The sequence below is a fragment of the Actinokineospora enzanensis DSM 44649 genome (assembly GCF_000374445.1).
In the GTDB taxonomy this organism is placed as follows: Bacteria; Actinomycetota; Actinomycetes; order Mycobacteriales; family Pseudonocardiaceae; genus Actinokineospora; species Actinokineospora enzanensis.
Genome location: NZ_KB894404.1, coordinates 318975 through 345947, shown reverse-complemented (window position 1 = coordinate 345947; position 26973 = coordinate 318975). Strand labels below are relative to the sequence as shown.

At 73.3% G+C, this 26973-nt stretch carries 2 protein-coding genes; both read right to left on the bottom strand.

The window, feature by feature from the left end; translation table 11 throughout:
• Window positions 1–35: 35 nt before the first annotated feature.
• Window positions 36–16217 carry a type I polyketide synthase gene (locus C503_RS0103985; RefSeq protein WP_425393500.1) on the bottom strand — a complete coding sequence of 5394 codons (16182 nt, stop codon included), beginning with the start codon at window positions 16215–16217 and terminating at the stop codon, window positions 36–38.
• 263 nt (window positions 16218–16480) lie between these two features.
• The gene (locus C503_RS0103980; protein WP_018680912.1) at window positions 16481–26947 is read right to left on the bottom strand and encodes a type I polyketide synthase; all 10467 of its coding nucleotides are present in this window, start codon (window positions 26945–26947) and stop codon (window positions 16481–16483) included.
• Window positions 26948–26973: the final 26 nt, after the last annotated feature.

The window sequence follows — 26973 nt, the reverse complement described above, 5'->3', positions numbered from 1 at the left end:
GGCACCGGGCAGGTCCGGTGGGCGACCGGGCGCGGTCAGCCCAGGCCCAGCTCCTTGTCGATGAGGTCGAACATCTCGTCGTCGGTGGAGGTGACGAGATCGGACGGCAGGTCCGTGTCGGTGTCGAGCGCGACGCCGCCGCCGGTGTCACCGTCGAGCTTCCATTGCAGCTGCCGCAGGCGGGTCAGCAGCCGGGACCGGTTGTCCGTGGTCAGCTCGGCCACCGCGACCGAGACGGCGGACTCCAGCGCGGCCAGCTCGGCGAAGACCGGGTGCCCGGCCGCCTCGGTGCCCAGCTCGGCGCGCAGGTGCCGGGCGAGACCGAGCGGGGTCGGGTGGTCGAAGATCAGCGTCGTCGGCAGCCGCAGGCCGGTCTCCACGCCGAGCCGGTTGCGCAGCTCGACCCCGGTCAGCGAGGTCATGCCCAGCTCCAGGAAACCCCGGTCCACCGCGACGGCCTCCGGCGAGCCGTGCCCGAGCACCGTGGCGACGTGGCTCGCGACCAGGTCGAGCAGCAGGGTCTCCTGCTTGGCCGCGCTGAGTCCGGCGAGCCTGCGCGTGAGGTCGTCCTCCCCCACGTCTGCCGCACCTGTGGCTCGGCGCAGGGTGGTGCGGACGAGGCCGCGCAGCACGGACGGCACGTCGGCCTTGATCGCGCGGAGGTCCAGGCGGACCGGGACGAGCGCCGGGCTGTCGCTGCCGAGCGCGGCGTCGAGAGCGGCCAGGCCCTGCTCGGTGGACATGGGCAGCAGGCCCGCGCGAGCGAACCTGGCGACGTCGACCTGGTCGAGTGTGCTGGTGAGGTCGCTGGTCTTGGCCCAGTAGCCCCAGGCCAGCGAGGTCGCGGGCAGGCCATGCGCGTGGCGGTGGTGGGCCAGGGCGTCGAGGAAGGTGTTGGCGGCGGCGTAGTTGGCCTGGGTGAGGCCGCCGCCGATGCCCGCGTAGGAGGAGAACAGGACGAAGGCCGTCAGGTCGTGGGTGAGCTCGTGCAGGTTCCAGGCGGCCTCCGCCTTCGGGCGCCACACCCGGGCCAGCTGGTCCGCGTTCAGGTTCTCCAGCAGGCCGTCCTCGACCACCCCGGCCGCGTGCACGACGGCCCGGACCGGGATGCCGTCCAGCGCGCGGGCCAGGACGTCCCGGTCGGCGGCGTCGCAGGCGATCACGTCGACCTGGGCACCCAGGCCGGTCAGCTCGGCGCGCAGGTCGTGGGCGCCGGGGGCGTCGATGCCTCGGCGGCTCATCAGGGCCAGGGCGCGGACGCCGTGGCGGGTGACGAGGTGTCGGGCGACCTCGGCGCCGAGCGTGCCGGTGCCGCCGGTGATCAGCACGGTGCCGTCCCCGACCCGCCATTCACCGCCGGTGGCGTTCGACCTGGTCAGGCGCGGGACGGTCACCTCGCCCGCGCGGAGCGCGAGCTGGGGTTCGTCGGTGGCGAGGGCGGTGGCGACTGCGGTCGGGAAGGTGTCGGCGGAGGACTCGTGACCATCCCAGTCGACCAGCAGGAAGCGACCGGGATGCTCGGTCTGCGCGGACCTGACCAGGCCCCAGATGCCCGCGTTCGAGAGTCCGGATACCTCGCCCGCGTCGATCGCGCCCTCGGTGACCACGATCAGCCGGGACCTGGCGAATCGCGGGTCGGTCAGCCAGGACTGTACGGCGCACAATGTGTCCAGAGTGGACTCATGCGCGTTCGGACCGGTGCCGGACAGCACGACGAAGTCCGGGACGGGGTCGATCGCGGACAGGTCGTCGAACGTGTGCGAGTCGGGTGTCGCGAGTCGGGTGTCGCCGATGACGGCCCAGGTTCCCGAGGGGTGATGTGCGCCGACACCGGGCAACGGGGTCCACGAGAGCTCGAACAGCAGGTCCGAGCGGGCAGCGGACAGGAACTGTCCGGCCGGGACGGGTCGCCTGGTCACCGAGCCGATGGTGATCACCGGTGCGCCCGTGCCGTCCACCGCGACCACCGAGACCGCGCCGTCGTCCGCCGGGGTCAGGCGCACGCGGAGCAGGGACGCGCCCGTCGCGAACAGGGACACCTCGTGCCACGTGTCCGGCAGGCCGGGCTCGTCGCCGATCGGGCCCGAGGAGAGAAGCGCCTGGAGGAGGGCCGGGTGCAGGTGGCGTCCGGGGGCGTCGGCCAGTGCGTCGCCGGTCAGTTCGACCTCGGCGAACACCTCCGCGCCCCGCCGCCACACCGCGCGGATCGTCCGGAACAGCGGGCCGTGGTCGATGCCGTGCTCGTCGAACTCGACATACCGGGCCTCGACGTCCAGGGGTTCGGCGTCCGCCGGGGGCCAGGTGAGCCGGTCCGGGTCGGCCGGGCGCCGGGTCGTGAGCGTGCCCGTGGCGTGCCGGGTCCAGGTGTCACCGAGGGGCCTGGCGTGGATGGTGATGAGTCGGGAGTCGGCGGACTCCGGGCCGACGACCACCTGGACCTCGATGGCGTCGCCCTCGGGCAGGACGAGCGGGGCGTGTTCGGTGAGGTCGCGCAGTACCGGGCAGCCGATCTCGTCGCCTGCGCGCAGCGCCCACTCCAGCAGCGCGGTGCCGGGGAGGATCACGGCGTCCCGCACCCGGTATCCGGCAGGCCAGGTCCGGGCGTCGATCTTGCCGGTGAGCACGACCCCGCCGCCGTCGGCGATGGTGACGACACTGCCCAGGCCGACCGCGTCGGCCACGGCGGCGGCCGGGCGCAGCCAGAACCGTTCGCGTTGGAAGGCGTAGGTGGGCAGGTCGACAGGCCTGCCGCCGGACACGGTGGCCCGCCAGTCGACGGCGATGCCGTGCACGTGGGCCTCGGCGAGCGCGGTCAGCACGCGCGCCGGGCCGCCGTCGTCGCGGCGCAGGGAGCCGATGGCGACCGCGTGGGCCTCGACGTCCTGGATGGTGTCCTCGACGCCCATGGTCAGCACGGGGTGCGGGCTGGACTCGACGAACGCGTCGAAGCCCTCGCCGACCAGGGTCCGCACGGCCTCCTCGAACCGGACCGGGCGACGCAGGTTCCGGTACCAGTACTCGGCGTCCAGTTCGGTGGTGGTGATCCAGTCGCCGATGACCGTGGAGAAGAACGGGATCCGGCTCGCGCGTGGCCGCAGGTCGGCCAGTTCGGCGAGGAGGGTGTCGTGCAGGCGCTCGACCTGGGCCGAGTGGGAGGCGTAGTCGACCGGGATCTTCTTGACCCGGACACCGTCTGCGGCGCAGGCGGTCGCGAACTCGTCCACTGCGGACAGCTCGCCCGAGATGACCACTGTGGACGGCCCGTTGCTCGCCGCGACCGACAGCCGGTCGCCCCACGGCGCCATCCGCGCGACGACGTCGTCCCGGCCCGCCGCCACCGAGGCCATGCCGCCGTGGCCCGCCAGTTCGCGGGCGATGGCGGCGGCGCGCAGGGCCACCACCCTGGCCGCGTCGGTCAGCGAGAGGGCGCCGGACACACAGGCCGCCGCGATCTCGCCCTGGGAGTGGCCGACCACGGCGGCCGGTTCGACGCCATGTGCCCGCCAGACCTCGGCCAACGACACCATGACCGCCCACAGCACGGGCTGCGCCACGTCCACCAGCTCCAGTGATGGCGCGCCTGCGACGCCGTGCAGCACGTCGCGCAACGACCACCCGACGTGCGGCGCCAGGGCCTGCTCGCACTCGATGATCCGCTCGGCGAAGGCGGGCGAGGTCGCCAGGAGGTCGACGCCCATGCCCGCCCACTGCGAGCCCTGGCCCGGGAACACCATGACGACCTTGCGGTCCCGGCCGACAGCGGAATCCCCGTGCACCACACCGGTCGCGGGCTGTCCGTCCGCCAACGCGCGCAGGGCCGTCCGCAGTTCGTCACCGGTCGCGCCGATCACGACCGCGCGCCGCTCAAGCGTGGCGCGGGTGGTGATCAGCGACGACGCGGCGTCGACCAAGGGGAGATCCGGCCTGTCATCGAGGTGCGCGAGCAGGGCCCGCGCCTGTCCGCGCAGGCCGCGCTCCGTCCGGGCGGACAACACCCACGGCACGACCCGCGACTCGTCGTCCGGACGCGCGGGTCCGGGGTCGTCCGGTCCCTGTTCGATGATCACGTGCACGTTGGTGCCGCTGATGCCGAACGACGACACACCGGCCCGGCGCGGCCGCCCGGTCTCCGGCCAGGGCGCCGCCTCGGCGAGCACGCTGACCGCGCCTGCGGACCAGTCGACGTGCGGGGTGGTCTCGTCGACGTGCAGGCTCTTGGGCAGCACGCCGTGCCGCAACGCCAGCACGGTCTTCATGACCCCGGCGACGCCCGAGGCGGCCTGGGTGTGGCCGAGGTTGGACTTCACCGAGCCGAGCAGCAGCGGCCGGTCGCGGTCCTGGCCGTAGGTGGCGAGCAGGGCCTGGGCCTCGATCGGGTCGCCCAGCCGGGTGCCGGTGCCGTGCGCCTCCACGGCGTCGACCTCGTGCGCGGCGACCCCGGCGTTGGCCAGGGCCTGGCGGATCACCCGCTGCTGCGAGGGACCGTTGGGCGAGGTCAGGCCGTTGGACGCGCCGTCCTGGTTCATGGCCGAGCCGCGCACCACGGCGAGCACCCGGTGCCCGTTGCGCCGCGCGTCGGACAGGCGCTCGACCAGCACCAGACCGACACCCTCGGCGAAGCCGGTGCCGTCGGCGGACGAGGAGAACGCCTTGCACCGGCCGTCGGCGGCGAGGCCGCGCTGGCGGGAGAAGTCGACGAAGATCGTCGGGGAGGACATGACCGTCACGCCACCGGCCAACGCGAGCGAGCACTCCCCCTGCCGCAATGACTGCATGGCGAGGTGCAGCGCCACCAAGGACGACGAGCACGCTGTGTCCACAGTGACCGCAGGCCCCTCCAGCCCCAGCGCATACGCCACGCGCCCGGACACGACACTGACCGCGTTGCCGTTGCTGATGAACCCGGCGAGCTCGTCCGGGATCTCCCCCACGCGCGACAGGTAGTCGCTCAGCGAGAGGCCCGCGAACACGCCGGTTCGGCTGCCGCGCACGGACTTCGGGTCGATCCCGGCCCGCTCGAACACCTCCCAGGCCACTTCCAGGAGCAACCGCTGCTGCGGGTCCATAGCCACGGCCTCGCGCGGGCCGATGCCGAAGAAGTCCGCGTCGAACTCGGCCACGCCTGCCAGAAACCCGCCCTCGCGGGTACGGGAGACACCCGGGTCGTCCGGCAGTCCGTCGAACATGCCGTCGACGTCCCAGTCCCGGTCGGCCGGGAACGCGCCGATGGCGTCGGACCCGGTGGACAGCAGCTCCCACAGGTCTTCCGGCGACCGCACGCCGCCCGGGAACCGGCACGCCATCCCCACGATCGCGATCGGTTCGTCCGATGTGGACGGTGTGGCGAGCACCGGGGTGTGCGGGGTGCCATCCCCAAGCCGACCCGCGAGGTGGTCGGCGAGGGCGGCCGGGTTGGGGTAGTCGAAGACGAGGGAGGCGGGCAGGCGCAGGCCGGTGACGGTGTTGAGACGGTTGCGGATCTCGACGGCGGTCAGCGAGTCGAACCCGAGTTCGCGGAAGGCCCGGTCCGGGCGCACCTGGTCGGTGCCGGAGTGGCCGAGCACGGCGGCGGCGTAGGAGCTGACCAGGTCGAGCAGGGCGGTTCGGCGTTCCTCGGCGGCAAGACCGACCAGCCGGGCCCGCACGCCGCCGGAGTCGCCTGCGGCGCGGTCGACCACCCGGCGGGCAGGGCCGCGATGCAGGGCGCGCAGCAGTGCCGGGATCTCGGCGGGGTCGTGCGAGCGCAGTTGGGCGGTGTCCAGGCGCAGGGGCACCAGGAACGGTTCGCCGGTGGCGAGGGCGGCGTCGAACAGGGCCAGGCCGTCGGCGGCCGCGAGCGGGAGGACGCCGGAGCGGCGCATCTTGGCCAGGTCGGTGTCGTCAAGATGCCCGGTCATCGCGCTGGCATCCGCCCACAGGCCCCAGGCCAGCGCGGTCGCGGGATGGCCGGTGGCGCGCAGATGGGTGGCGAAGCCGTCGAGGAAGGCGTTGGCGGCGGCGTAGTTGGCCTGGCCTGCGTTGCCGAACACGCCTGCGCCGCCGGAGAACAGCACGAACTCGGCGAGGTCCAGGTGCCGGGTCAGCTCGTGCAGGTGCCGGGCGGCGTCGACCTTGGGGGCCAGCACGGTGCGCAGGCGGTCGGGGGTGAGGGCGTCGAGCACGCCGTCGTCGAGCACGCCCGCCGCGTGCACGACGGCGGTCAGCGGGTGCTCGGCGGGGATGGCGGCGATCAGGTCGGCCACCTGCGCGCGATGGGAGACATCGCAGGCCGTGATGGTGACGTGCGCGCCGAGTCCGGTCAGTTCGTCGTGGAGATCCCGGGCGCCGGGGCTGTCCGGGCCGCTACGGCTCGTCAGCAGGAGGTGGCGGGTGCCGTGCTCGGTGACCAGGTGGCGGGCGAGCCTGCCGCCGAGTTCGCCCGTGCCGCCGGTGATGAGCACGGTGCCCTCGGGGTCCCGGCGGCGCGGCACGGTCAGCACGATCTTGCCGACGTGCCGGGCCTGGGACATCAGCCGGAACGCGTCCCGAGCCTGCCGCACGTCCCTGGTGATGATCGGCACCGGGCGGATCACGCCCTGCTCGAAGAGCGCGACCAGTTCCGCGAGCATCTGCTGGACGCGCTCGGGCCCGGCCTGTGCGACCTCGAAGGCCTGGTAGGACACGCCGGGGTGGGCGCGGGCCACGTCGTCGGCCGCGCGGATGTCGGTCTTGCCCATCTCCACCAGGCGGCCGCCCGGGGCCAGCAGGCGCAGCGAGGCGTCCACGAACTCGCCCGCGAGCGAGTTCAGCACGACGTCCACGCCCCGACCGCCGGTGGCGGCGCGGAACCGGTCCTCGAAGTCGAGGGTGCGGGAGGAGGCCAGCCGGTCGGCGGGCCAGTCCTGGGCGCGCAGCAGCTCCTGCTTGAACTCGCTCGCGGTGCCGAACACCTTGGCGCCCCAATGGTGGGCGAGCTGCACGGCGGCCATGCCGACACCGCCTGCGGCGGCGTGCACGAGGACCGACTCCCCGGCGGCGAGCCCGGCCAGGTCGTGCAGGCCGTAGTAGGCGGTCAGGAAGACCACGGGGACGGAGGCGGCCTGGACGTAGGACCAGCCGGTCGGGATCGGCACGAGCATGCGGGCGTCGGCCACGGCCCGCGAGCCGAACGCGCCGGACTCCACCAGACCCATGACCCGGTCGCCCTCGGCGAGACCCGTCACTCCCGGTCCGGTCTCGACCACGACACCGGCGGCCTCGGTGCCGAGCAGCAGCCCCTCGGCGCCCGGGTACATGCCCAGGGTGTTGAGGACGTCACGGAAGTTGATGCCTGCCGCGCGGACCTCGATCCGCACCTGCCCCGGCTCCAGCGGCTCGCTCGCCTCCGGGCAGGGCACGAGGACGAGGTTGTCGACCGTGCCCTTCTCCGGGATGTCCAGACGCCACGGCCGGTCCGGGTCCGGGATGGTCAGGGCGTCGGGTCGGTGGGTGCGCACCAGGCGGGGCGCGTGGGCGATGCCTTGGCGCACGGCGATCTGGGGCTCGCCCGCGTCGATCACGCCGGGCAGCGCGCGCCAGGAAGCGGAGTGCGAGTCGATGTCCGCGAGCACGATCCGGCCGGGGTATTCCGACTGGGCCGAGCGGACCAGGCCCCACACGGACGCGCCGGGCAGGTCCCGGACGGTGCCCGCGAGATCGGTGGTCACGGCCTCCCGGGTGACGACCACCAGCGTGGTCCGGGTGAGCCTGTCGTCCGCCAGCCAGGTCTGCAGCACGGACAGCGTTTGGTCCAAAGTGGACGGCAGATCGGCAGGGTCGGTCGAGTCGGTCGCGAGAACGTAGACGGCGTCGGGCGCGGTGTCGGTGGTCAGGGACTCGACCAGGCCGGTGCGGTCGGGCCTGCGGGTGACGGTGACACCGGCTTCCGTCAGCTCGGCGACCAGGCGTTCGGCATCGTGGCCCACGACCGCGTGTTCGCCCGCGACCGGACCGGCGGGTACGGGGGTCCAGTCGACGCGGAGGAGCCAGTCGCGAGTGGCTCGCGAGGCGGCGGCGAGGGCGCCGGACTCGATCGGCCGGACGGTGAGGGCGTCGATCGAGGCGACCGGCGCGCCGGTCTCGTCGGCCACGAGCACGGCGATGGTGTCCGGGCCGATCGAGGTCACCCGGACCCGCGCGGCGGTGGCGCCTGCGGCGTGCAGGGAGACACCGGCCCAGGAGAAGGGGGCGACCGCGCGCGCGGTCCGGCCGTTCCAGTGACCGAGGTTGGCGGTCTGGAGCGCGGCGTCGAGCAGGGCCGGGTGCAGGCCGAACCCGGCCGCCTCGCCTGCCTCGTCGGGCAGCACGACCTCGGCGAAGACCTCGTCGCCCCGCCGCCAGGCCGCGCGGGTGCCCCGGAAGGCGGGCCCGAACTCGTAGCCCCGCTCGGCGAGCAGCGCGTGGAAGTCGTCCGTCGAGACCGATTCGGCGGTGGGCGGCCAGGTGGTCAGGGTGTCGGGCGCGGCGGCGGGGGCTGGGCCGAGCGTGCCGACGGCGTGCTGGGTCCACCGCGAGTCCGGGCCTGCGGGTCGCGTGTGAATGGTCAGCGGACGGTGGCCGGACTCGGCCGCGCCGACGACGAACTGGACCTGAAGTTCGTCACGCTCCGGCAGAACGACCGGGGCCTGGAGGGTGAGCTCCACCAACCGACCGCAGCCGACCTCGTCCCCGACCCGGATGGCCGCCTCGACCAGGGCCGCGCCCGGGACCAGGACCACTCCGGACACCGCGTGGTCGGCCAGCCACGGGTGGGACCGCAGCGACCAGCGGGCCGTGACGACCAGCTCGTCACCGCGCGCCAGCGGCACGGCCGCGCCGAGCAGCGGGTGGTCCAGCGAGTCGAGACCGGCGGAGGCCACCTGCCTGGCGGAGCCCGCGCCGTGGAACCAGTAGTGCTGCCGCTGGAACGCGTAGGTGGGCAGGTCGACGAGTCGGGCGTCGGTGTCGGCGAACCCGGCCGCCCAGGCGACGCCGGTGCCGTTGACCCAGGCCGTGGCGGCGGCGAGCCGGAACCGGTCCAGGCCGCCCTCGTCGCGGCGCAGGGTCGGGGTGATCGCGGCGGGGACGCCGCTGTCCTCGATGGTCTCCTGGATCGCGGTGGCGACCACCGGGTGCGGGCTGACCTCGATCAACGACCGGTACCCGGCCGCGAGCAGCGCCCGCGTGGCCTGTTCGAACTCGACGGTCCGGCGGAGGTTGCGGTACCAGTACTCGGCATCGAGGTCGGCGGTGTCGATCGGCTCGCCGGTCACCGTCGAGTAGAACGGGATGTCCGCCGAGCGCGGGGTGATCGGGGCCAGCAGGGTGAGGAGCTCGTCCTGGATGCGTTCGACCTCGACCGAGTGCGAGGCGTAGTCCACCGGGATCCGCCGCACCCGGATCCCGTCCCGCTCGCAGCAGGCGAACCAGTCGTCGAGCGCCTCGGAGGGGCCGGACACCACCACGGACCCTGGCCCGTTCACCGTCGCGACCGACAGCACGCAGGCGCGTTCGTCCAAGCGCGCGCGGACCTGGTCCACCGGCAGCGCCACCGAGACCATACCGCCCCGACCGGCCAACGCCACCAACGCCTTGCTGCGCAGCGCGACCACGCGCGCGGCGTCCGGCAGCGTCAACGCACCGGCCACACACGCCGCCGCGATCTCGCCCTGTGAGTGCCCCACCACGGCGGCGGGCCGGACGCCATGCGCGCGCCAGACCTCCGCCAACGACACCATCACCGCGAACAGGGCGGGCTGGACCACGTCCACCCGCTCCAACGACGCCGCGCCGGGCGCGCCGCGCAGCACGTCCAGCAGTGACCAGTCCACATAGGACGACAGGGCGACCGCGCAGGCGTGCAGGTGGTCGGCGAACACCGGCGAGGTCGCCAGCAGCTCCGCCGCCATCCCGACCCACTGCGACCCCTGACCGGGGAACACGAACACCGCGTCGCCCGCGCCCTCGGCGACACCCTCCACCACGCTCGGGTGCACATCACCGGTCGCCACCGCGTCCAGGCCCGCCAACAGCTCCGCCGGATCGTCTGCCACGACGGCCGCGCGGTGCGCCATCGCCGAACGGCCGGTCACCAGCGAGTACGCCACGTCGCGCGGGTCCGGGCCCGACCCGCGCACGAACGCGGCCAGGCGAGCGGCCTGCTCGGCCAGTGCCTGCCGGTTCCGGCCCGACAGCACCCACGGCGCCGCGACGAGCCCGGCCCGGGTGTCCGACGGTGCCACGGGTTCGTCGACCCGGGCGGGCGGTTCCTCCATGACCAGGTGGGCGTTGGTGCCGCTGATGCCGAACGAGGAGATACCGGCGCGACGTGGCTGCCCGGTCTCCGGCCACGGCGACGGCTCGGTCACCAGCGCGACCTCGCCCGCCGACCAGTCCACGTGCGGGGTGGGCGTGCTGACGTGCAGGGTCTTGGGCAGCACGCCGTGCCGCATCGCCAGCACCATCTTCATCACACCCGCGACACCTGCCGCAGCCTGGGTGTGCCCGAGATTGGACTTGACCGATCCCAGCAGCAGCGGGCGATCACGGTCCTGGCCGTAGGTGGCGAGGATGGCCTGCGCCTCGATCGGGTCGCCCAGGGGCGTCCCGGTCCCGTGCGCCTCCACCGCGTCGATATCCGTTGTGGACAGTCCGGCGTCGGCAAGGGCCTGGCGGATCACCCGCTGCTGGGACGGGCCGTTCGGCGCGGTGAGGCCGTTGGAGGCGCCGTCCTGGTTGATCGCCGAGCCACGGATCACCGCGAGCACCGGGTGGCCCCGCCGCACCGCGTCCGACAGCCGCTCCACCAGCAGCCACCCGACGCCCTCGGCGAAGGCCATGCCGTCGGCGGACGCGTCGAACGCCTTGCACCGACCGTCCCGCGAGAGACCGCGCTGGCGGGAGAACTCGACGAAGGATTCCGGTGTGGACATCACGGTCACGCCGCCCGCCAGGGCCAGCGAGCACTCCCCCGAGCGCAGCGACCGCACGGCCAGGTGCACCGCCACCAGCGACGACGAGCAGCCGGTGTCCATGGTCACCGCCGGGCCTTCGAGGCCGTAGGTGTAGGAGATGCGGCCGGACATGATGCTGCCCGCGTTGCCGGTCATCAGGTGGCCCGCGAGCTGCTCGGGGGCGCCGCCCAGGGTGACCTGGTAGTCCTGCGTGATGGCGCCGACGAACACGCCGGTCTCGCTGCCGCGCAACGATTCCGGGTCGATCCCGGCCCGCTCGAACGCCTCCCACGAGGTCTCCAGCAGCAGCCGCTGCTGCGGGTCCATCGCCAGCGCCTCGCGCGGGGAGATCCCGAAGAACCCGGGGTCGAACTCCCCGGCCTCGTGGATGAACCCGCCCTCCTGGACGTATGAGGTGCCCTGGCGTTCGGGGTCCGGGTCGTAGAGGCTCGCGACGTCCCAGCCCCGGTTCACCGGCAGCCGCGAGATCACGTCGAGACCGCCGTCGACCAGGTCCCACAGGTCGTCCGGGGACCGCACGCCGCCGGGGAACCGGCAGGCCATGCTCACGATCGCGATCGGCTCATCGGTCACGACCACCGGCGCGGGCGTGCTCGGGGCGGGCTGCTCGACGGCACCCACCAGCTCGTCCCGCAGGTAGTCGACCACCGCGACCGTGGACGGGTAGTCGAACAGCAGCGTCGAAGGCAGCCGGACGCCGGTCGCGACGGTGAGCCGGTTGCGGACCTCGACCGAGGTCAGCGAGTCGAAGCCCATGTCCCGGAACGCCCGCCGCACGTCGACCGCCGCAGGCGAGGCGTGCCCGAGGGCACGCGCGACCTCGCCGCGCACCAGGTCGGTCAGCAGGCGCTCGCGCTCGTTCGGCGCCAGCCCGGCGAGCTGTCCGCGCAGGCCGCCCGCGACCGGTTCGGCGGCCAGGGCGGCGCGGGCCTCGGGGATGTCCTCGATCAGCGGGTTGGGTCGGGCGCCGGTCCGCGCGGGGGCGTGCCGAGCCCAGTCGGCATCGAGGACGACGGCGTTGGTGCCCTCGACCACCGACCGTTCCAGTGCGGCGATGGCCAGGTCGGGGGCCATCGGGCGGAGGCCGTCGCGGCGCATGCGGCCGCCCTGCGCCACCTCGGTCGACATGCCGCCGCCCGCCCACGGTCCCCACGCGACGGAGGTGGCGGGCAGGCCGTCGGCCTGGCGCCGCTCGGCCAGGGCGTCGAGGTAGGCGTTCGCGGCGGCGTAACCGGCCTGGCCCGCGTTGCCCAGGGCGCCGACGATCGAGGAGAACAGCACGAACATGGACAGGTCGTGGTCGCGGGTGAGCTCGTGCAGGTTGGCCGCGACGTCGACCTTGGGCCGGAGGGCGGCCTGGAACTGTTCCAGGGTAACGGAATCCAGCACGCCGTCGTCCAGCACACCGGCGGCGTGCACGACCCCGGTGAGCGGCAGGTCAGCGGGGATCCGCGCGAGCAGACCGGCCAACGCGTCCCGGTCGGCGGCGTCGCACGCGGCCATGGTCACGCGGGCGCCCAGCGCGGTGAGCTCGGCCGTCAGCTCGGCGGCGCCCGGTGCGTCCGCGCCGCGTCGGCTGATCAGCACGAGGTGTTCGGCGCCCGCGCCCGCCAGCCAGCGGGCCACCCGGGCGCCGAGCGCGCCGGTGCCGCCGGTCACGAGCACGGTGCCGTGCGTCGACCAGGTGTCCTCGCGTTCGCCTTCGCCTGCGGAGGCGCGGACCAGGCGTCGGGTGAACACACCGGACGGACGGACGGCCACCTGGTCCTCGCGACCGGCGGCCACCACGTCGAGCAGCCGGGACACCGTCCTCCGGTCGATCGCGGCGGGAAGATCGATCAGCCCACCCCAGCCGAGCGGGTACTCCAGTGCGGCGACCCGGCCGAGACCCCACACCTCGGCCTGCACCAGGCTCGTCGGCGGGTCGAACCGGTCGACGGACACGGCGCCCCGGGTCAGGCACCACAGCCGCGCGTCCAGGTCCGCCGTCGCCAACGCCGCCCACGCGGTCGCGACCAGCCCGCGCGGCACCGAGGGCGCGGACGGGTGCAGCCGCTCGTCGAGCGCGAGTAGCGACAGCACACTGTCCACCGGCTCGGCGAGGGCTTCCCTTAGCCGCTCGGTGATCGCGGCCTGATCGTCCTCACCGGACACGATCAACGTCTTGACCGAGGCACGCCTGCCCAGGGCGGTCAGCAGATCGGTGATCCAGTCGTCGGTGTGGTCGGGCACGAGGACCAGCACGCGGTCGGTCGTGGTCGAAGGCAGGTCGGTCAGGGCGGACCAGCGGGCCCGGTAGCGCCAGGTGTCGACGGCGGACCGGGTTGTCCGGCGGCGCAGCCAGGACGACAGGGCGGGCAGCACGTCGCTCAGCGAGGTCTCGGCGGTGCCGTCCAGGTCCAGGGCCGAGGACAGGGCGGGCAGGTCTTCGCGTTCGACCGCCGACCAGAAGCCCGCGCCCACCGGATCGGCGGCGGACGTCCCGTCCGGCGCGGCCTGCGGGGTGAGCCAGTAGTGCTGACGCTGGAACGGGTAGGTGGGCAGGTCGGGCATGTGCGGCGCGGCGGTGACATGGGTGTCCCAGTCGACCGAGGTGCCCTGGGCCCAGACCGCAGCGAGGGACAGACGGAACCGGTGCGGGCCACCCTCCGCGCGGCGCAGCGTGGGGGTGATCGATGCGGCGACGCCTGCGGCCTCGATGGTCTCCCGGATCGGCGCGGTCACCACCGGGTGCGGGCTGATCTCGATCAGCGCCCGGTAGCCCGCGTCGAGCAGCGTCCTGGTGGCCTGCTCGAACAGCACGGTGTCACGCAGGTTGCGGTACCAGTACTCGGCGTCCAGTTCGGCGGTGTCGATCCGCGCGCCGGTGACGGCCGAGTAGAACGGGATGTCCACCGAACGCGGCTTGATCGACGCGAGCAGGGTGAGCAGTTCGTCGCGGAGTTCCGCCATCACGGCGGAATGGGACGCGAAGTCGGCCTGGATCCGCCGCACCCGTACCTGGTCCCGCTCGCAGTGGGCGAGGAAGTCGTCCAGCACCTCCGCGTCGCCGGACACGACCACCGAGGTGGGGCCGTTGATCACCGCCAGGGTCAGTCCCCGGCCGTGCTCGTCCAGGCGCCGCCGGACCTCGTCCACGGTCAGCGCGACCGAGGCCATGCCGCCCCGACCGCCCAGGCGGGTCATCGCCTTGCTGCGCAGCGCGACCACGCGGGCCGCGTCGTCCAGGGACAGCGCGCCGGTGACGCAGGCCGCCGCGATCTCACCCTGCGAATGCCCGATCACCGCCGCCGGGTGCACGCCGTGCGCGCGCCACATCTCGGCCAGCGACACCATCATCGCGAACAGGGCGGGCTGCACCACGTCCACCCGCTCCAGCGCGGCGGCGCCTACTGTGTCCGCTGTGCCGTTGTCGGACTTCAGGATGTCCAGTAACGACCAGTCCACATGGTTCGAGATGGCATCGGCGCACGCGTGCATGTGCTCGGCGAACACCGGCGAGGCCGCCATCAGCTCCGCCGCCATCCCGACCCACTGGGAACCCTGACCGGGGAACACGAACACCGCGTCGCCGGTGGACTCGGCCACCCCTTCGACGACACCCGGATGGGCCTGGCCCGCGCTCAACGCGTCGAGTCCGGCCAGCAGTTCGGCACGGTCGCCCGCCACGACGGCGGCGCGATGTTCCATCGCCGATCGACCGGCCACCAACGAATACGCGGCATCGCCGAGGTCCAGCCCGTCCGACTCGCGCACGAACGCGGCCAACCGGCCTGCCTGATCGACCAGTGCCTCTCGGCTGCGCGCGGACAACACCCAGGGCAGCTCGACGAGTCCGGGCACCGGCTCCCGCCGGGCCGACACCTGCGGCGCTTCCTCAAGCACGACATGGGCGTTGGTGCCGCTGACCCCGAACGAGGACACGGCGGCGCGACGCGGCTCGTCCCGCCTGGGCCAGGGTTCGGCGTCGGTCAACAGCTTCGCGGCGCCCGCCGACCAGTCCACGTGCGGCGTGGGCTCGTCCACATGCAACGTCTTGGGCAGCACCCCGTGCCGCAGGGCGAGCACCATCTTGATGATGCCCGCGACGCCTGCGGCGGCCTGGGTGTGGCCGATGTTCGACTTCAGGGAACCCAGCAGCAGCGGGCGTTCCCGGTCCTGGCCGTAGGTGGCCAGCAGGGCCTGGGCCTCGATCGGGTCGCCCAGCGTGGTGCCGGTGCCGTGCGCCTCGATCACGTCGATATCCGAAGTGGACAAACCGGCATCGGCAAGGGCCTGGCGGATCACGCGTTGCTGGGACGGGCCGTTCGGCGCGGTCAGGCCGTTCGACGCACCGTCCTGGTTGACCGCGCTGCCCCGGATCACCGCCAGCACCCGGTGGCCGCGCCGCACCGCGTCCGACAACCGTTCCACCAGCAGGATCCCGGCGCCCTCACTCCACCCGGTACCGTCGGCCGAGGCCGCGAACGACTTGCACCGGCCGTCCGGCGCCAGACCGCGCTGCCGCGAGAACTCGACGAACATCCTGGGCGTGGACATCACGGTCACGCCACCGGCCAGCGCCAGCGAGCACTCCCCCGCGCGCAGCGACCGCACGGCGAGATGCAGGGCCACCAGGGAGGACGAGCACGCCGTGTCCACGGTGACCGCCGGGCCCTCCAGCCCGAAGGTGAACGAGATCCGGCCGGACGCGACGCTGACCGTGTTGCCGGTGAGCAGGTGCCCGGCCACCTCGTCGCGGTGCGCGCCGGACTCGTCGTCGTAGCCGCCGTGGCCGGTGCCGACGAACACGCCGGTCGGCGTGCCGGTCAGGCCGCGCGGGTCGATCCCGGCCCGCTCGAACGCCTCCCACGACGTCTCCAGCAACAGCCGCTGCTGCGGGTCCATCGCCAACGCCTCACGCGGCGAGATCCCGAAGAAGCCCGCGTCGAACTCGCCCGCGTCGTGCAGGAACCCGCCCTCGCGCGAGTAGGTGGTGCCCTGGCGGGTGGGGTCCGGGTCGTAGAGGCCGTCGAGGTCCCAGCCCCGGTTGTCCGGGAAGGTCGAGATCGCGTCCACCCCGTCGAAGGCCAGCTCCCACAGCTCCTCCGGGGACCGCACGCCGCCCGGCAGGCGGCAGGCCATGCCCACAATCGCGATCGGCTGACGACTGTCGTCGGCCAGGTCGCGCAGCTGCTGCCGGGCCTCGTGCAGTTCCGCGATCGCCCGCTTGAGGTACTCCCGGAGCTTGTCCTCGTTCGACATCAGGATGTCAACCTCTCGGTGAGATGCCGGGGATGTCCGTCGACCGACACGGGGCGACAGCCTTCCGACCCCAGCCTCGCCCATCCGGACTGCGCTTTTCCCTAGACGGACACAGCCCTAGACGAACACAGCCTTAGACGGACACAGCCCTAGAGGGACACAGCCCTAGAGGGAACACCGCCCTGGAAGGCACAGCCCTACCCGGACGCAGGCCCCAGCGGAGTCGTCCGCTGGGGCCCGCGTCCGGAACAGGATGACCGTCGGGATCACCCCACGGGTTGACCGGCGAAGCGGTCCGAGGTCAGCCAGTCCTCCACGATCGCGGCGGTCTTGTCGCAGTCCTCGCGGACCATGGACAGGTGGTCCGCCTCGACCAGCCGGACCTCCGCAGTGGGCACCAGCGGCGGCCGTTCCGGGTCGCCGTTCCGGGCCAGCACCTGCCGGGCGCACTGGATCATCAGGACGTCGGCGGTGGTGGGCTGGACCTTCATCGCGTTGAGCAGCACCATCCAGCGGCCCATCGCGGACAGCCGGGAGTTGGTCAGGCGCACCGGCGAGGCGCCCGGGTCGGCGAAGTTGAGCCGCATCATGCCCGGGTAGTCCACGCCATCGTCGTCGCCGTGCTGGAAGCTCAGCGTGTCCAGCATGATCACCGCCGTCGGCCGGATGCCCCAGGTGTTCTCCAGCAGGCCCGCCGCCGCGTAGGCGAACGACCCCCCGGACGAGTGACCGACCAGCGCGAACGGCCTGCCCTCGCTGGCCCGCAGCGCACTCTCCGCGATCACCCGGACGGCGACCTCCGGGTTGGCGGGCAGCCGCTCCCCCGCCGCGAACCCGACCAGCGGCAGCGCGGCGACGTCCCGCTTGCCCCGGAAGTGCGCGGACAGCCGGGAGTACTGGTGGACGCCGCCGTTCGCCGTGGGCGCGCACACACAGATCAGGCGCGGCCCCTGCGACCCTTCGGCGAGGGGGACCGCCCAGGGCAGGTCTTCGAGTTCGGCGGTCTGGGCGAAGGTCGGGCGCAACGCGGCCAGCGCCGCCAGCACGCGCTCGGCCTCGCGGGTCTTGTCGTTGTTGATGGCGTCCAGGAACATCCGCTCCACCGAGTCGATCTCCGGTTCGTCGCAGGCGAGCACGACCACGTTCCCGGCCTCCGCGCCCGCCGACGTGGACAGCTCGCCGCGCACCCAGCGGGCCAGCTCGGCCGGGGTCCGGCTGTCGAACACCACGGTCGCGGACAGCCGCAGCCCGGTGACCGCCGCCAGCCGGTTGCGCAGCTCGACCGAGGTGAGCGAGTCGAAGCCCAGCTCGTAGAAGTCCCGGTCGGCCTCGACGGCGGCGAGCGAGTCGTGCCCGAGGATCGCGGCGGCCTCGGTGCGCACGATGTCGACCACGAACCGGATCCGTTCCTCGCCGACCAGCTCGGCCAGCCGCTTGGCGAAGGTGGCCGGGGTGCCCGCGCCGCCCGCCGCGTTGGCGGCCGCGCGCCTGCTGCCGCGCACCAGCCTGCGGAACAGCGGCGGCACCTCGCCCTGCGGCCGTCCGGCCCCGGCGGCCAGACCGACCGGCAGCACCACCGGTTCCGCGCGCAGGCCCGCCGCGCCGAACAGGGCCAGGCCGTCCGGCACGGACAGCGGGGGCATGCCGCCGCCCTGCATGCGGCGCATGTCGGTGTCGCTCAGGCCGGTGGTCATACCGGCCTCCTGCGCCCACGGGCCCCAGGCCAGCGAGGTGCTCGCCAGGCCGAGGGCGCGGCGGCGGTGGGACAGGATGTCCAGGAACGAGTTGGCGGCCGCGTAGTTGCCCTGGCCGGGGCTGCCCATGACGCCCGCGATGGACGAGAACGTGCGGAACGCGGCCAGGTCCAGGTCCCGGGTGAGTTCGTGCAGGTTCCAGGCGGCGTCCACCTTGGGACGCAGGACCGTGGACAGCCGCTCCGGGGTCAACGAGGTGATCACGCCGTCGTCCAGGACACCGGCGGTGTGGATCACGGCGGTGAGCGGGTGTTCGGCCGGGATCCCGGCCAGCAGAGCGGCTGTCGCGTCGCGGTCGGCCATGTCGCAGGCGGCCACGGTGACGGCCGCGCCCAAGGCCCGCAGGTCTTCCGCCAACGCGGCCGCCTCGGGTGCGTCCGGGCCACGGCGGCTGGTCAGCAGCAGGTGGCGGGCACCTGCGGTGACCAGCCAGCGGGCGAGGTGGCCACCCAGCGCGCCGGTGCCACCGGTGATCAACACCGTGCCGTCCGGGTTCCAGGGCCGGGACACCGCGTCCTTGGTCGCGGCCAGCCTGCCCAGGCGGCCGACGCGCACGGTCGCGTCGCGCACGACGAACTGCGCGTCGCCGGTGACCAGCAGGCCGGGCAGGATCGGGCGGATTCCCGAGATGTCCGGGGTGTCCAGGTCGATCAGCACGAACCGGTCCGGGTGCTCCGACTGGGCCGAGCGCACCAAGCCCCAGACCGCACCACCGGCCAGGTCCGCCGCGCTCTCGTCGTCCTCGGCGGGCACCGCGCGATGGGTGACGAACACCAGCCGCGCCCCGACCTTGTCCAGCGCGAGCCAGTCCTGCACCAGCCCCAGCGCCCAGGCCGTGCGGTCGTGCACCACGCCGGGCAGTCCGTCCGCGCTCGCGGCCGGGACCGGCACCAGGACGAGCGAGTCGTCCGCCGCCTCGGCCAGGGTGCCGATCGTGGCCCCGAGCCCGAACTCATCCGTGCCGAGCGCGACCCACCGGGCGCGGTCGTCGGCGGGAACCTCGGGCGCGGGCACCCAGTCCACCCGCAACAGTGAGCCCGCGCCGTCGGTGGCGGTCTCGACTGTGGACAGGGCGCTGACGGTCACCGACTCGGCCGACAGCACCGGGGCGCCATCGAGGTCGACCGCCGTCACCGTCACCGTGTCCGCGTCGGTCTTGACGATGCGGGCGCGCAGGGCCGAGGCGCCGTTGGCGTGCAGGGACACGCCCTGCCAGTGGGTGGGCGCCTGCATCCCTTCCGCGCCGACGCCCGCGAAGGGCGTGGCCTGGAGGACGGCGTCGAGCAGGGCAGGGTGGAGTCCGAAGTAGCGGGCGTCCTCGGCGTTGACCGGCATGGCGGCCTCGACGAACGCCTCGTCGCCGCGCACCCACGCCGACCGCAGGCCCTGGAACGCCGGGCCGTAGCCGGTGTCGGCGTAGAAGTCGTCGAGGTCGACCGCTTCCGCGTCGCGCGGCGGCCATTCCGCCACACCGAGGTCGAGCACTCGTTCACCGCTGGTCAGCACGCCGGTGGCGTGGTGGGTCCAGGTCTGGTCCGCCTCGCCCTGCCGCGAATACACGTCGATCGTGCGTGCGCCGTCCTCGTCCGGCGCGCCCACGCGCACCTGGACGATCGGGCCACCGTCGCCGGTCAGAACCAACGGGGCTTCCACGGTCAGTTCTCGCACGCGTTCGCAGCCGACCTCGTCGCCCGCACGGATGGCCTGTTCCAGGAAGCCGGTGGCCGGGAAGACGGTCGTCCCGTCCACGGTGTGGTCGGCCAGCCAGGGGTGGGCGGGGAGGGAGAGCCTGCTGGTGAACAACACGCTGTCGGACTCGGCCAGGGTCAGGGTCGCGCCCAGCAGCGGGTGGTCGGCGGAGACGAGACCGCTGGCGGTGACGTCGCCGGTGAACGCGGCCGGGCGGGGCCAGAAGCGTTCGTGCTGGAAGGGGTAGGTCGGCAGCTCGACCAGGCGGCCGCAGGCGTCGGCGAGGAACGCGGACCAGTCGGTCTCGATCCCGGACACGTGCAGCCGGGCCACCGCCGTGGTGATCGAGTGCTCCGCGCAGCGGTCCTTGCGCAGCGCGGACACCAGGACCGTGCCATCGGTGTCACCGGTGCCACCAGCTTCAGAGCCGTCGAGACTGTGCTGGGCCATGGCGGTCAGGACGCCGTCGGGGCCGAGTTCGAGGAATGTGGACACGCCTGCCGCCGCGAGGGTGCGGATGCCGTCGGCGAACCGGACGGGCTTGCGGACGTGGTCCACCCAGTACTCGGGAGTGCTGATCTCCGCCGTGGGCTCACCGGTCACATTGGACACCACCGGGATCTCCGGCTCCTGGAACCGCAGACCGGTGACCACGCGGCGGAAGTCGTCGAGCATCGGGTCCATGAGCGGTGAGTGGAAGGCGTGGCTGACCGACAACCGCTGCGTCTTGCGCCCCTCGAACTTCTCGGCGACCGCGCACACGGCCGTCTCCTCGCCTGCGATCACCACCGCGCGCGGCCCGTTGATCGCGGCGAGCGACACGCCCTCGATCAGCTCCGGCAGCACTTCCTGCTCGTCGGCCTGGATGGCGATCATGGCGCCGCCCGGGGGCAGCGCCCGCATCAGTAGGGCCCGCGCGGCGACGAGGGTGCAGGCATCGGCGAGCGACAGCACCCCGGCGACGTGCGCGGCGGTGATCTCGCCGATGGAGTGCCCGGCCAGGAAGTCCGGCCGCAGGCCCCAGGACTCGACGAGCCGGAACAACGCCACCTCAAGGGCGAACAGCGCGGGCTGCGCGTAACCGGTGTCGTTCAACAACTCCGGGTCGTCACCCCACATCACATCCCGCACCGGAATGTCCAAGTGGGACAAGACGTCGTCCAGGGCGTCGGCGAACACCGGGAACCGGCCATACAGCTCCCGCCCCATGCCCAACCGCTGCGAGCCCTGGCCGGTGAACAGCACCGCCCACGACCGCGCGGTCGCCTTGCCCCGCGCGACCTCGGCCACCCCGTTCTCGTCCGCCAACAGCACCGCCCGGTGCTCGAACACCGACCGCCCCTCGGTCAGCGACCAGCCCACGTCGACCGGCAGCACGTCCGGGCGCTCGGCGGCGAAGGCGGTGAGCCTGCCGACCTGGGCCGCCAGCGCGTCCTCGGACTTGGCCGACACCGACCACGGCACCACATTCGTCGGCACCCGGTCGGTCCCCGGCCCGACCGGGGCCTGCTCGATGATCACGTGCGCGTTGGTCCCGCTGATCCCGAACGACGACACCCCGGCCCGCCACGGCCGATCCACCTCCGGCCAGGACCGCGCCTCGGTCAGCAGCTCCACCGCGCCCGCGTTCCAGTCCACATGGGACGATGGGCTGTCCAGGTGCAGGGTCTTGGGCAGCACGCCGTGCCGCATCGCCTGGACCACCTTGATGATCCCGGCGACACCGGCGGCGGCCTGGGTGTGGCCGATGTTGGACTTGATCGACCCGAGCAGCAGCGGCCGCTCCCGGTCCTGGCCGTAGGTGGCCAGAAGCGCCTGGGCCTCGATCGGGTCGCCCAGCGAGGTGCCGGTGCCGTGCCCCTCCACGGCGTCCACGTCCGACGCGGTCAACCCGGCACTGGCCAGGGCCTGCCGGATCACCCGCTGCTGCGACGGGCCGTTCGGCGCGGTCAGGCCGTTCGACGCGCCGTCCTGGTTCACCGCGCTGCCCCGGACCACCGCCAACACCTCGTGGCCGAGGCGCCGGGCGTCGGACAGCCGTTCCACGACCAGCACACCCACGCCCTCGGACCAGCCCGTGCCGTCCGCCGAGTCCGAGTACGCCTTGCACCGGCCGTCCGGCGCGAGCCCGCCCTGCGCGGTGAAGCTGGAGAAGCTCGCGGGCGTGGCCATGACCGTGATGCCGCCCGCCAGGGCCAGCGAGCACTCGCCCGCACGCAGGGCCTGCATGGCCCAGTGCAGGGCGACCAGCGAGGACGAGCAGGCCGTGTCGACGGTGACGGCCGGGCCCTCCAGACCGAAGGTGTAGGAGATGCGGCCGGAGATCACGCTGGTGGCGAGGCCGGTGCCCGCGTGGCCGGTGATGTCCTCCCGAGAGTTCATCATCACCGTGGCGTAGTCCAGGCCGTTCGTGCCGACGAACACGCCGGTCCGGCTGCCGCGCAGCCTGCGCGGATCGAGACCCGCGCGCTCGAACGCCTCCCAGGACAGCTCCAGCAGCAGCCGCTGCTGCGGGTCCATGGCCAGGGCCTCGCGCGGGGAGACGCCGAAGAAGCCCGCATCGAAGTCGGCCAGGCCGGGGATGAACCCGCCCTCCAGGGTCGCGCTCCGGCCCTGGCCCTCGTGCGTGCCGCCGAGCAGCATGGCCATGTCCCAGCCCCGGTCGTCCGGGAAGGGGGCGATGCCGTCGCCACCGTCGCGGACCAGCCGCCACAGGTCGTCCGGCGAGCGGACCTCGCCCGGCAGCCTGCACGCCATGCCGACGATCACGATGGGGTCGTCGGTGTGCGTGAGCGCGGTCGGCAGGTGGGTGTCGGCGTGCGTGTCGAGCAGTTCGGCGAGGACGAAGTCGGCGAGCGCGGTGGCCGTCGGGTAGTCGTAGACGGCGGTGGCGGGCAGGCGCAGGCCGGTGGCGGCGTTGAGGCGGTTGGGGAGCTCGATCGCGGTCAGCGAGTCGAAGCCGAGGTCGCGGAACTTCTTCTCCGGCTCGATCGCGGCCGCACCGGGGTAGCCGAGCACGGCGGCCACGTGTTCGCGGACCAGCTCCACCACGACCCCGATCCGCCTGACCTCGGGCAGGCCGCGCAGACGGTCGCGAAGGGCGGCAGCGGCGGCCTCGGTCTCGTGACGCGCGGCGGCGGCGTCCGCGAGTGCCTGCTTGGCCTGTGGGAGTTCCTTGAGCAGGGCGTTGCCCCGCATGCCCACGAGGCCGTCCAGGATGCCGGGCTGTTTCAGGTCGAGGACTACCAGCGTCGGCTCGGGGCTGGTCACGGCCTGGCGGAGCGCGGCAACGGCCAGGTCGGGGTGGACGGCGGGCAGCGGGACGCGGCGGCGGCCCGGCTCGTCGTCGGTGGTGTCGTCGCCGATCCAGGCGCCCCAGGCCAGCGAGGTCGCCGGGAGACCTTCCGTCCGACGCTTCCGGGCCAGTGCGTCGAGCACGGCGTTGGCGGCGGCGTGGTTGGCCCGGCCGGGGCTGCCGACCGCGCCCGCGACCGAGGAGAACAGGATGAACGCCGACAGGTCCCGGTCCCTGGTCAGGGCATCGAGGTGGAGCGCGGGTTCCACCTTGGACCGGAACACCGAGGCGAACCGTTCGGGGGTCAGGTCGTCGAGCACGCCGTCGTCGACGGTGGCCGCCGCGTGGATCACGGCGGTCAGCGGTTCCGGGATGTCCGCCAGCACGGCGGCGAGGTCGTCCCGGTTCGCCGCGTCGCAGGCGGTGATCGTGACTTGGACGCCCAGTTCGCGCAGCTCGGTCGCGAGATCCTCGGCGCCCGGGGCGTCCGGGCCGCGACGGCTGACGAGGATGAGGTGGTCCGCGCCCGCGCCTGCCAGCCAGCGGGCGACATGCGCACCACGGCCGCCGGTGCCACCGGTGATCAAGACCGTGCCGCGCGGGGTCCACCCGGCGTCCTGGGCACCCATCGGGGCCGGAACGAGGCGACGACCGAACACACCGGACGCGCGCACCGAGACCTGGTCCTCGCCGTCCATACCGGCCAGTGCGCCCGCGAACCGCCGGGCCGCACGGTCGTCGATGGTCTCCGGCAGATCGATCAGTCCGCCCCACTGGCGGGGGCGTTCCAGCGCCGCGACCCGGCCGAGCCCCCACACGCCTGCCTGTGCCGGGGAGAGCCGGTCGGAGTTCACCGCGTCCCGCGTCACGCACCACACCGGGGCGGTGATCTCCGCGTCCCGCACCGCCTGGAGCAGGGTCGCCGTGGCGGTGACCGGGTCGGCGTCGAGGGCCGGCAGGGAGACGATCCCGGCCAGGGTGGCGTCGGTGGGCGCGAGGGTGCGCAGCCGGTCGGTCAGGGTGGCGCGGTCGACCTCGTCCAGGCCGAGCCGGATCGCGTCGGTGCCGACCGCCGCGAGCACGGCGGCCTGCCATTCGTCGTCGGCGCACCGGTTCGGGGTGACGACCAGCCAGGTTCCGGCGGGCCGGGTGGCGTTCGCGGGCAGTGGCTTCCAGGTCTCGTGGAAGCGGAGGGAGTCGAGCACGGACTGGTAGCGGCGGTGGCGCCGCCAGGTCGACAGGGCGGGCAGGACCGCTTCCAGGGCGACGACGTCGACATCGAGATCGGCGGCGAGCAGGTCCGCGTCCTCGCCTTCGACGGCGGCCCAGAATCGGGCGTCGAGCGGGTCACCGGCGCGGTCGATGGCCTCGCTCGGCGCGGGCCAATAACGCTCGTGCTGGAAGGCATAGGTGGGCAGGTCGATCCGGCGCTCGCCGGTGCCCGCGAAGAACGCGGACCAGTCGATGTCCACTCCGGCGACGTGCAGCTCGGCCAGGGCGGTGACCAGCGTGGTCTCCTCGTCCCGGTCCTTGCGCAACGCGGGAACGGCCACCGCGTCCGGCACGCCCCGGGCCAGCGCGGTCAGCACACCGTCCGGCCCCAGCTCCAGGAACGCCGACGCACCCGCGCCTGCCAGGGCCCGAACCCCGTCGGCGAACCGGACAGTCCGGCGGACATGCTCGACCCAGTAGTCCGGCGTGCGGATCTCCTCGGTGGCGAGTCTGCCGGTCACGTTGGAGACGACCGGGATCTCGGGTTCCCCGAAGGTGAGGTCCGCGATCGCCTGGCGGAAGTCGTCGAGCATCGGGTCCATGAGCGACGAGTGGAACGCGTGACTCACCGACAGGTGCTGCGTCTTGCGCCCCTCGGCGGCGAAGTACTCGGCGATCTCGACGACCGGGTTCACCACACCGGAGATCACCACGGACTCCGGGCCATTGACGGCGGCGATCGACACGCCTTCGACAAGCCGCGCCGACACCTCGTCCTCGGTGGCCTGAACGGCGATCATCGCCCCGCCCGCAGGCAGGGCGGCCATCAACCGTGCCCGAGCCGACACCAACGCACAGGCATCCGCCAGCGACAACACACCCGCCACATGCGCGGCCGTGACCTCGCCGATCGAATGCCCGGCAACATGGTCCGGCCGCAACCCCCACGACTCGACGAGCCGGAACAACGCCACTTCGAGCGCGAACAACGCGGGCTGGGCGAACCCGGTGTCATCCAGGCCCGGCCCATCACCCCACATCACCTCACGCAACGACGGATCAAGGTGCGCCAACACCTCGTCCAGTGCCTGGGCGAACACCGGGAACCGAGCACACAACGCCCGCCCCATGCCTGGCCGCTGCGAACCCTGCCCCGTGAACAACACCGCCAACGACCGCTCGACGGCCACGCCCCGGGCCACCTCGTGCCCCGGCGCCAGCAACACGGCCCGGTGCTCGAACACGGACCGGCCCGCCAACGACCGACCGAGATCCACCGCCGCCACGTCGGGCTCGTCCGCGACGAACCCGGTCAACCGCTCCACCTGCGCGGCCAGCGCAGGCTCCGACTTCCCCGACACCAGCCACGGCACCACCATCGGCGAAACAGGCGCGGTCTCAACAGAAACCGGCTCCGCCTGTTCGACAATCACATGCGCGTTGGTCCCACTGATGCCGAACGACGACACCCCCGCCCGCCACGGCCGATCCACCTCCGGCCAGGCCCGCTGCTCGGTCAGCAGTTCCACCGCACCGGCCGACCAGTCCACATGGGACGACGGGCTGTCCAGGTGCAGGGTCTTGGGCAGCAAGCCGTGCCGCATGGCGAGCACCATCTTGATCACGCCCGCGACGCCCGCCGCCGCCTGCGCGTGCCCGATGTTGGACTTCACCGACCCCAGCAACAGCGGCTGCTCACGGTCCTGCCCGTAGGTCGCCAGCAGCGCCTGCGCCTCGATCGGATCCCCGAGCGTCGTCCCGGTGCCATGCCCTTCCACAACGTCCACATCGGACGGCACCAGCCCCGCGCCCGCCAGCGCCTGTCGGATCACCCGCTGCTGCGACGGCCCATTCGGCGCGGTCAAGCCATTCGACGCGCCGTCCTGGTTCACCGCCGACCCACGGATCACCGCCAGCACCTCGTGCCCGTTGCGCCGCGCGTCGGACAGCTTCTCCAGCACGAGCACGCCGACACCCTCGGACCAGCCCGTGCCGTCCGCCGAGTCCGCATAGGACTTGCACCGGCCGCTCGGCGACACCGCGTCCTGCCTGCTGAACCCGGAGAACGCCATCGGCGTCGACATCACCGTGACACCACCGGCCAGGGCCAGCGTGCACTCGCCCGCGTGCAGCGACTGGGCCGCGATGTGCATGGCCACCAGCGACGATGAACACGCCGTGTCCACGGTCACCGCCGGACCCTCGAACCCCAGCGTGTAGGAGACCCGACCGGACACCACGCTCGCCAGGAGCCCGGTCGTCCCGTGCCCTTCCGCGTCCTCGCCGGAGTTCAGCAGCACGCCCGCGTAGTCCACACCGGACGCGCCCACGAACACACCCGTCCTGCTGCCCCGCAGGCCGACCGGGTCGATCCCGGCGCGCTCGATCGCCTCCCAGGACAGCTCCAGCAGCAGCCGCTGCTGCGGGTCCATCGCGACCGCCTCGCGGGGCGCGATCCCGAAGAACGGCGCGTCGAAGGCGCCCGCGTCGATGAACCCGCCCTCGGTGGCCGCGCTGCTGCCCGCGCCGTCGCCGGTGAGCACGTCGAAGTCCCAGCCACGGTCGGCCGGGAAGCGGCCGATGCCGTCGGCGCCGTCGGCCAGCAGCCGCCAGAACCCGGCCGGGCTGGTCACCCCGTTCGGCAGCCTGCAGGCCATGCCGACGATGGCGACCGGCTCCTGCCTGCCCGACTCGACCTCCTGCAGCCGCTGTCGGGTCTGGTGCAGGTCGGCGGTGACCCACTTGAGGTAGTCGACGAGCTTGCGGTCGGGGTCAGTGGACATGTGAGCAGCCTCCGGTGGGTGGGCAC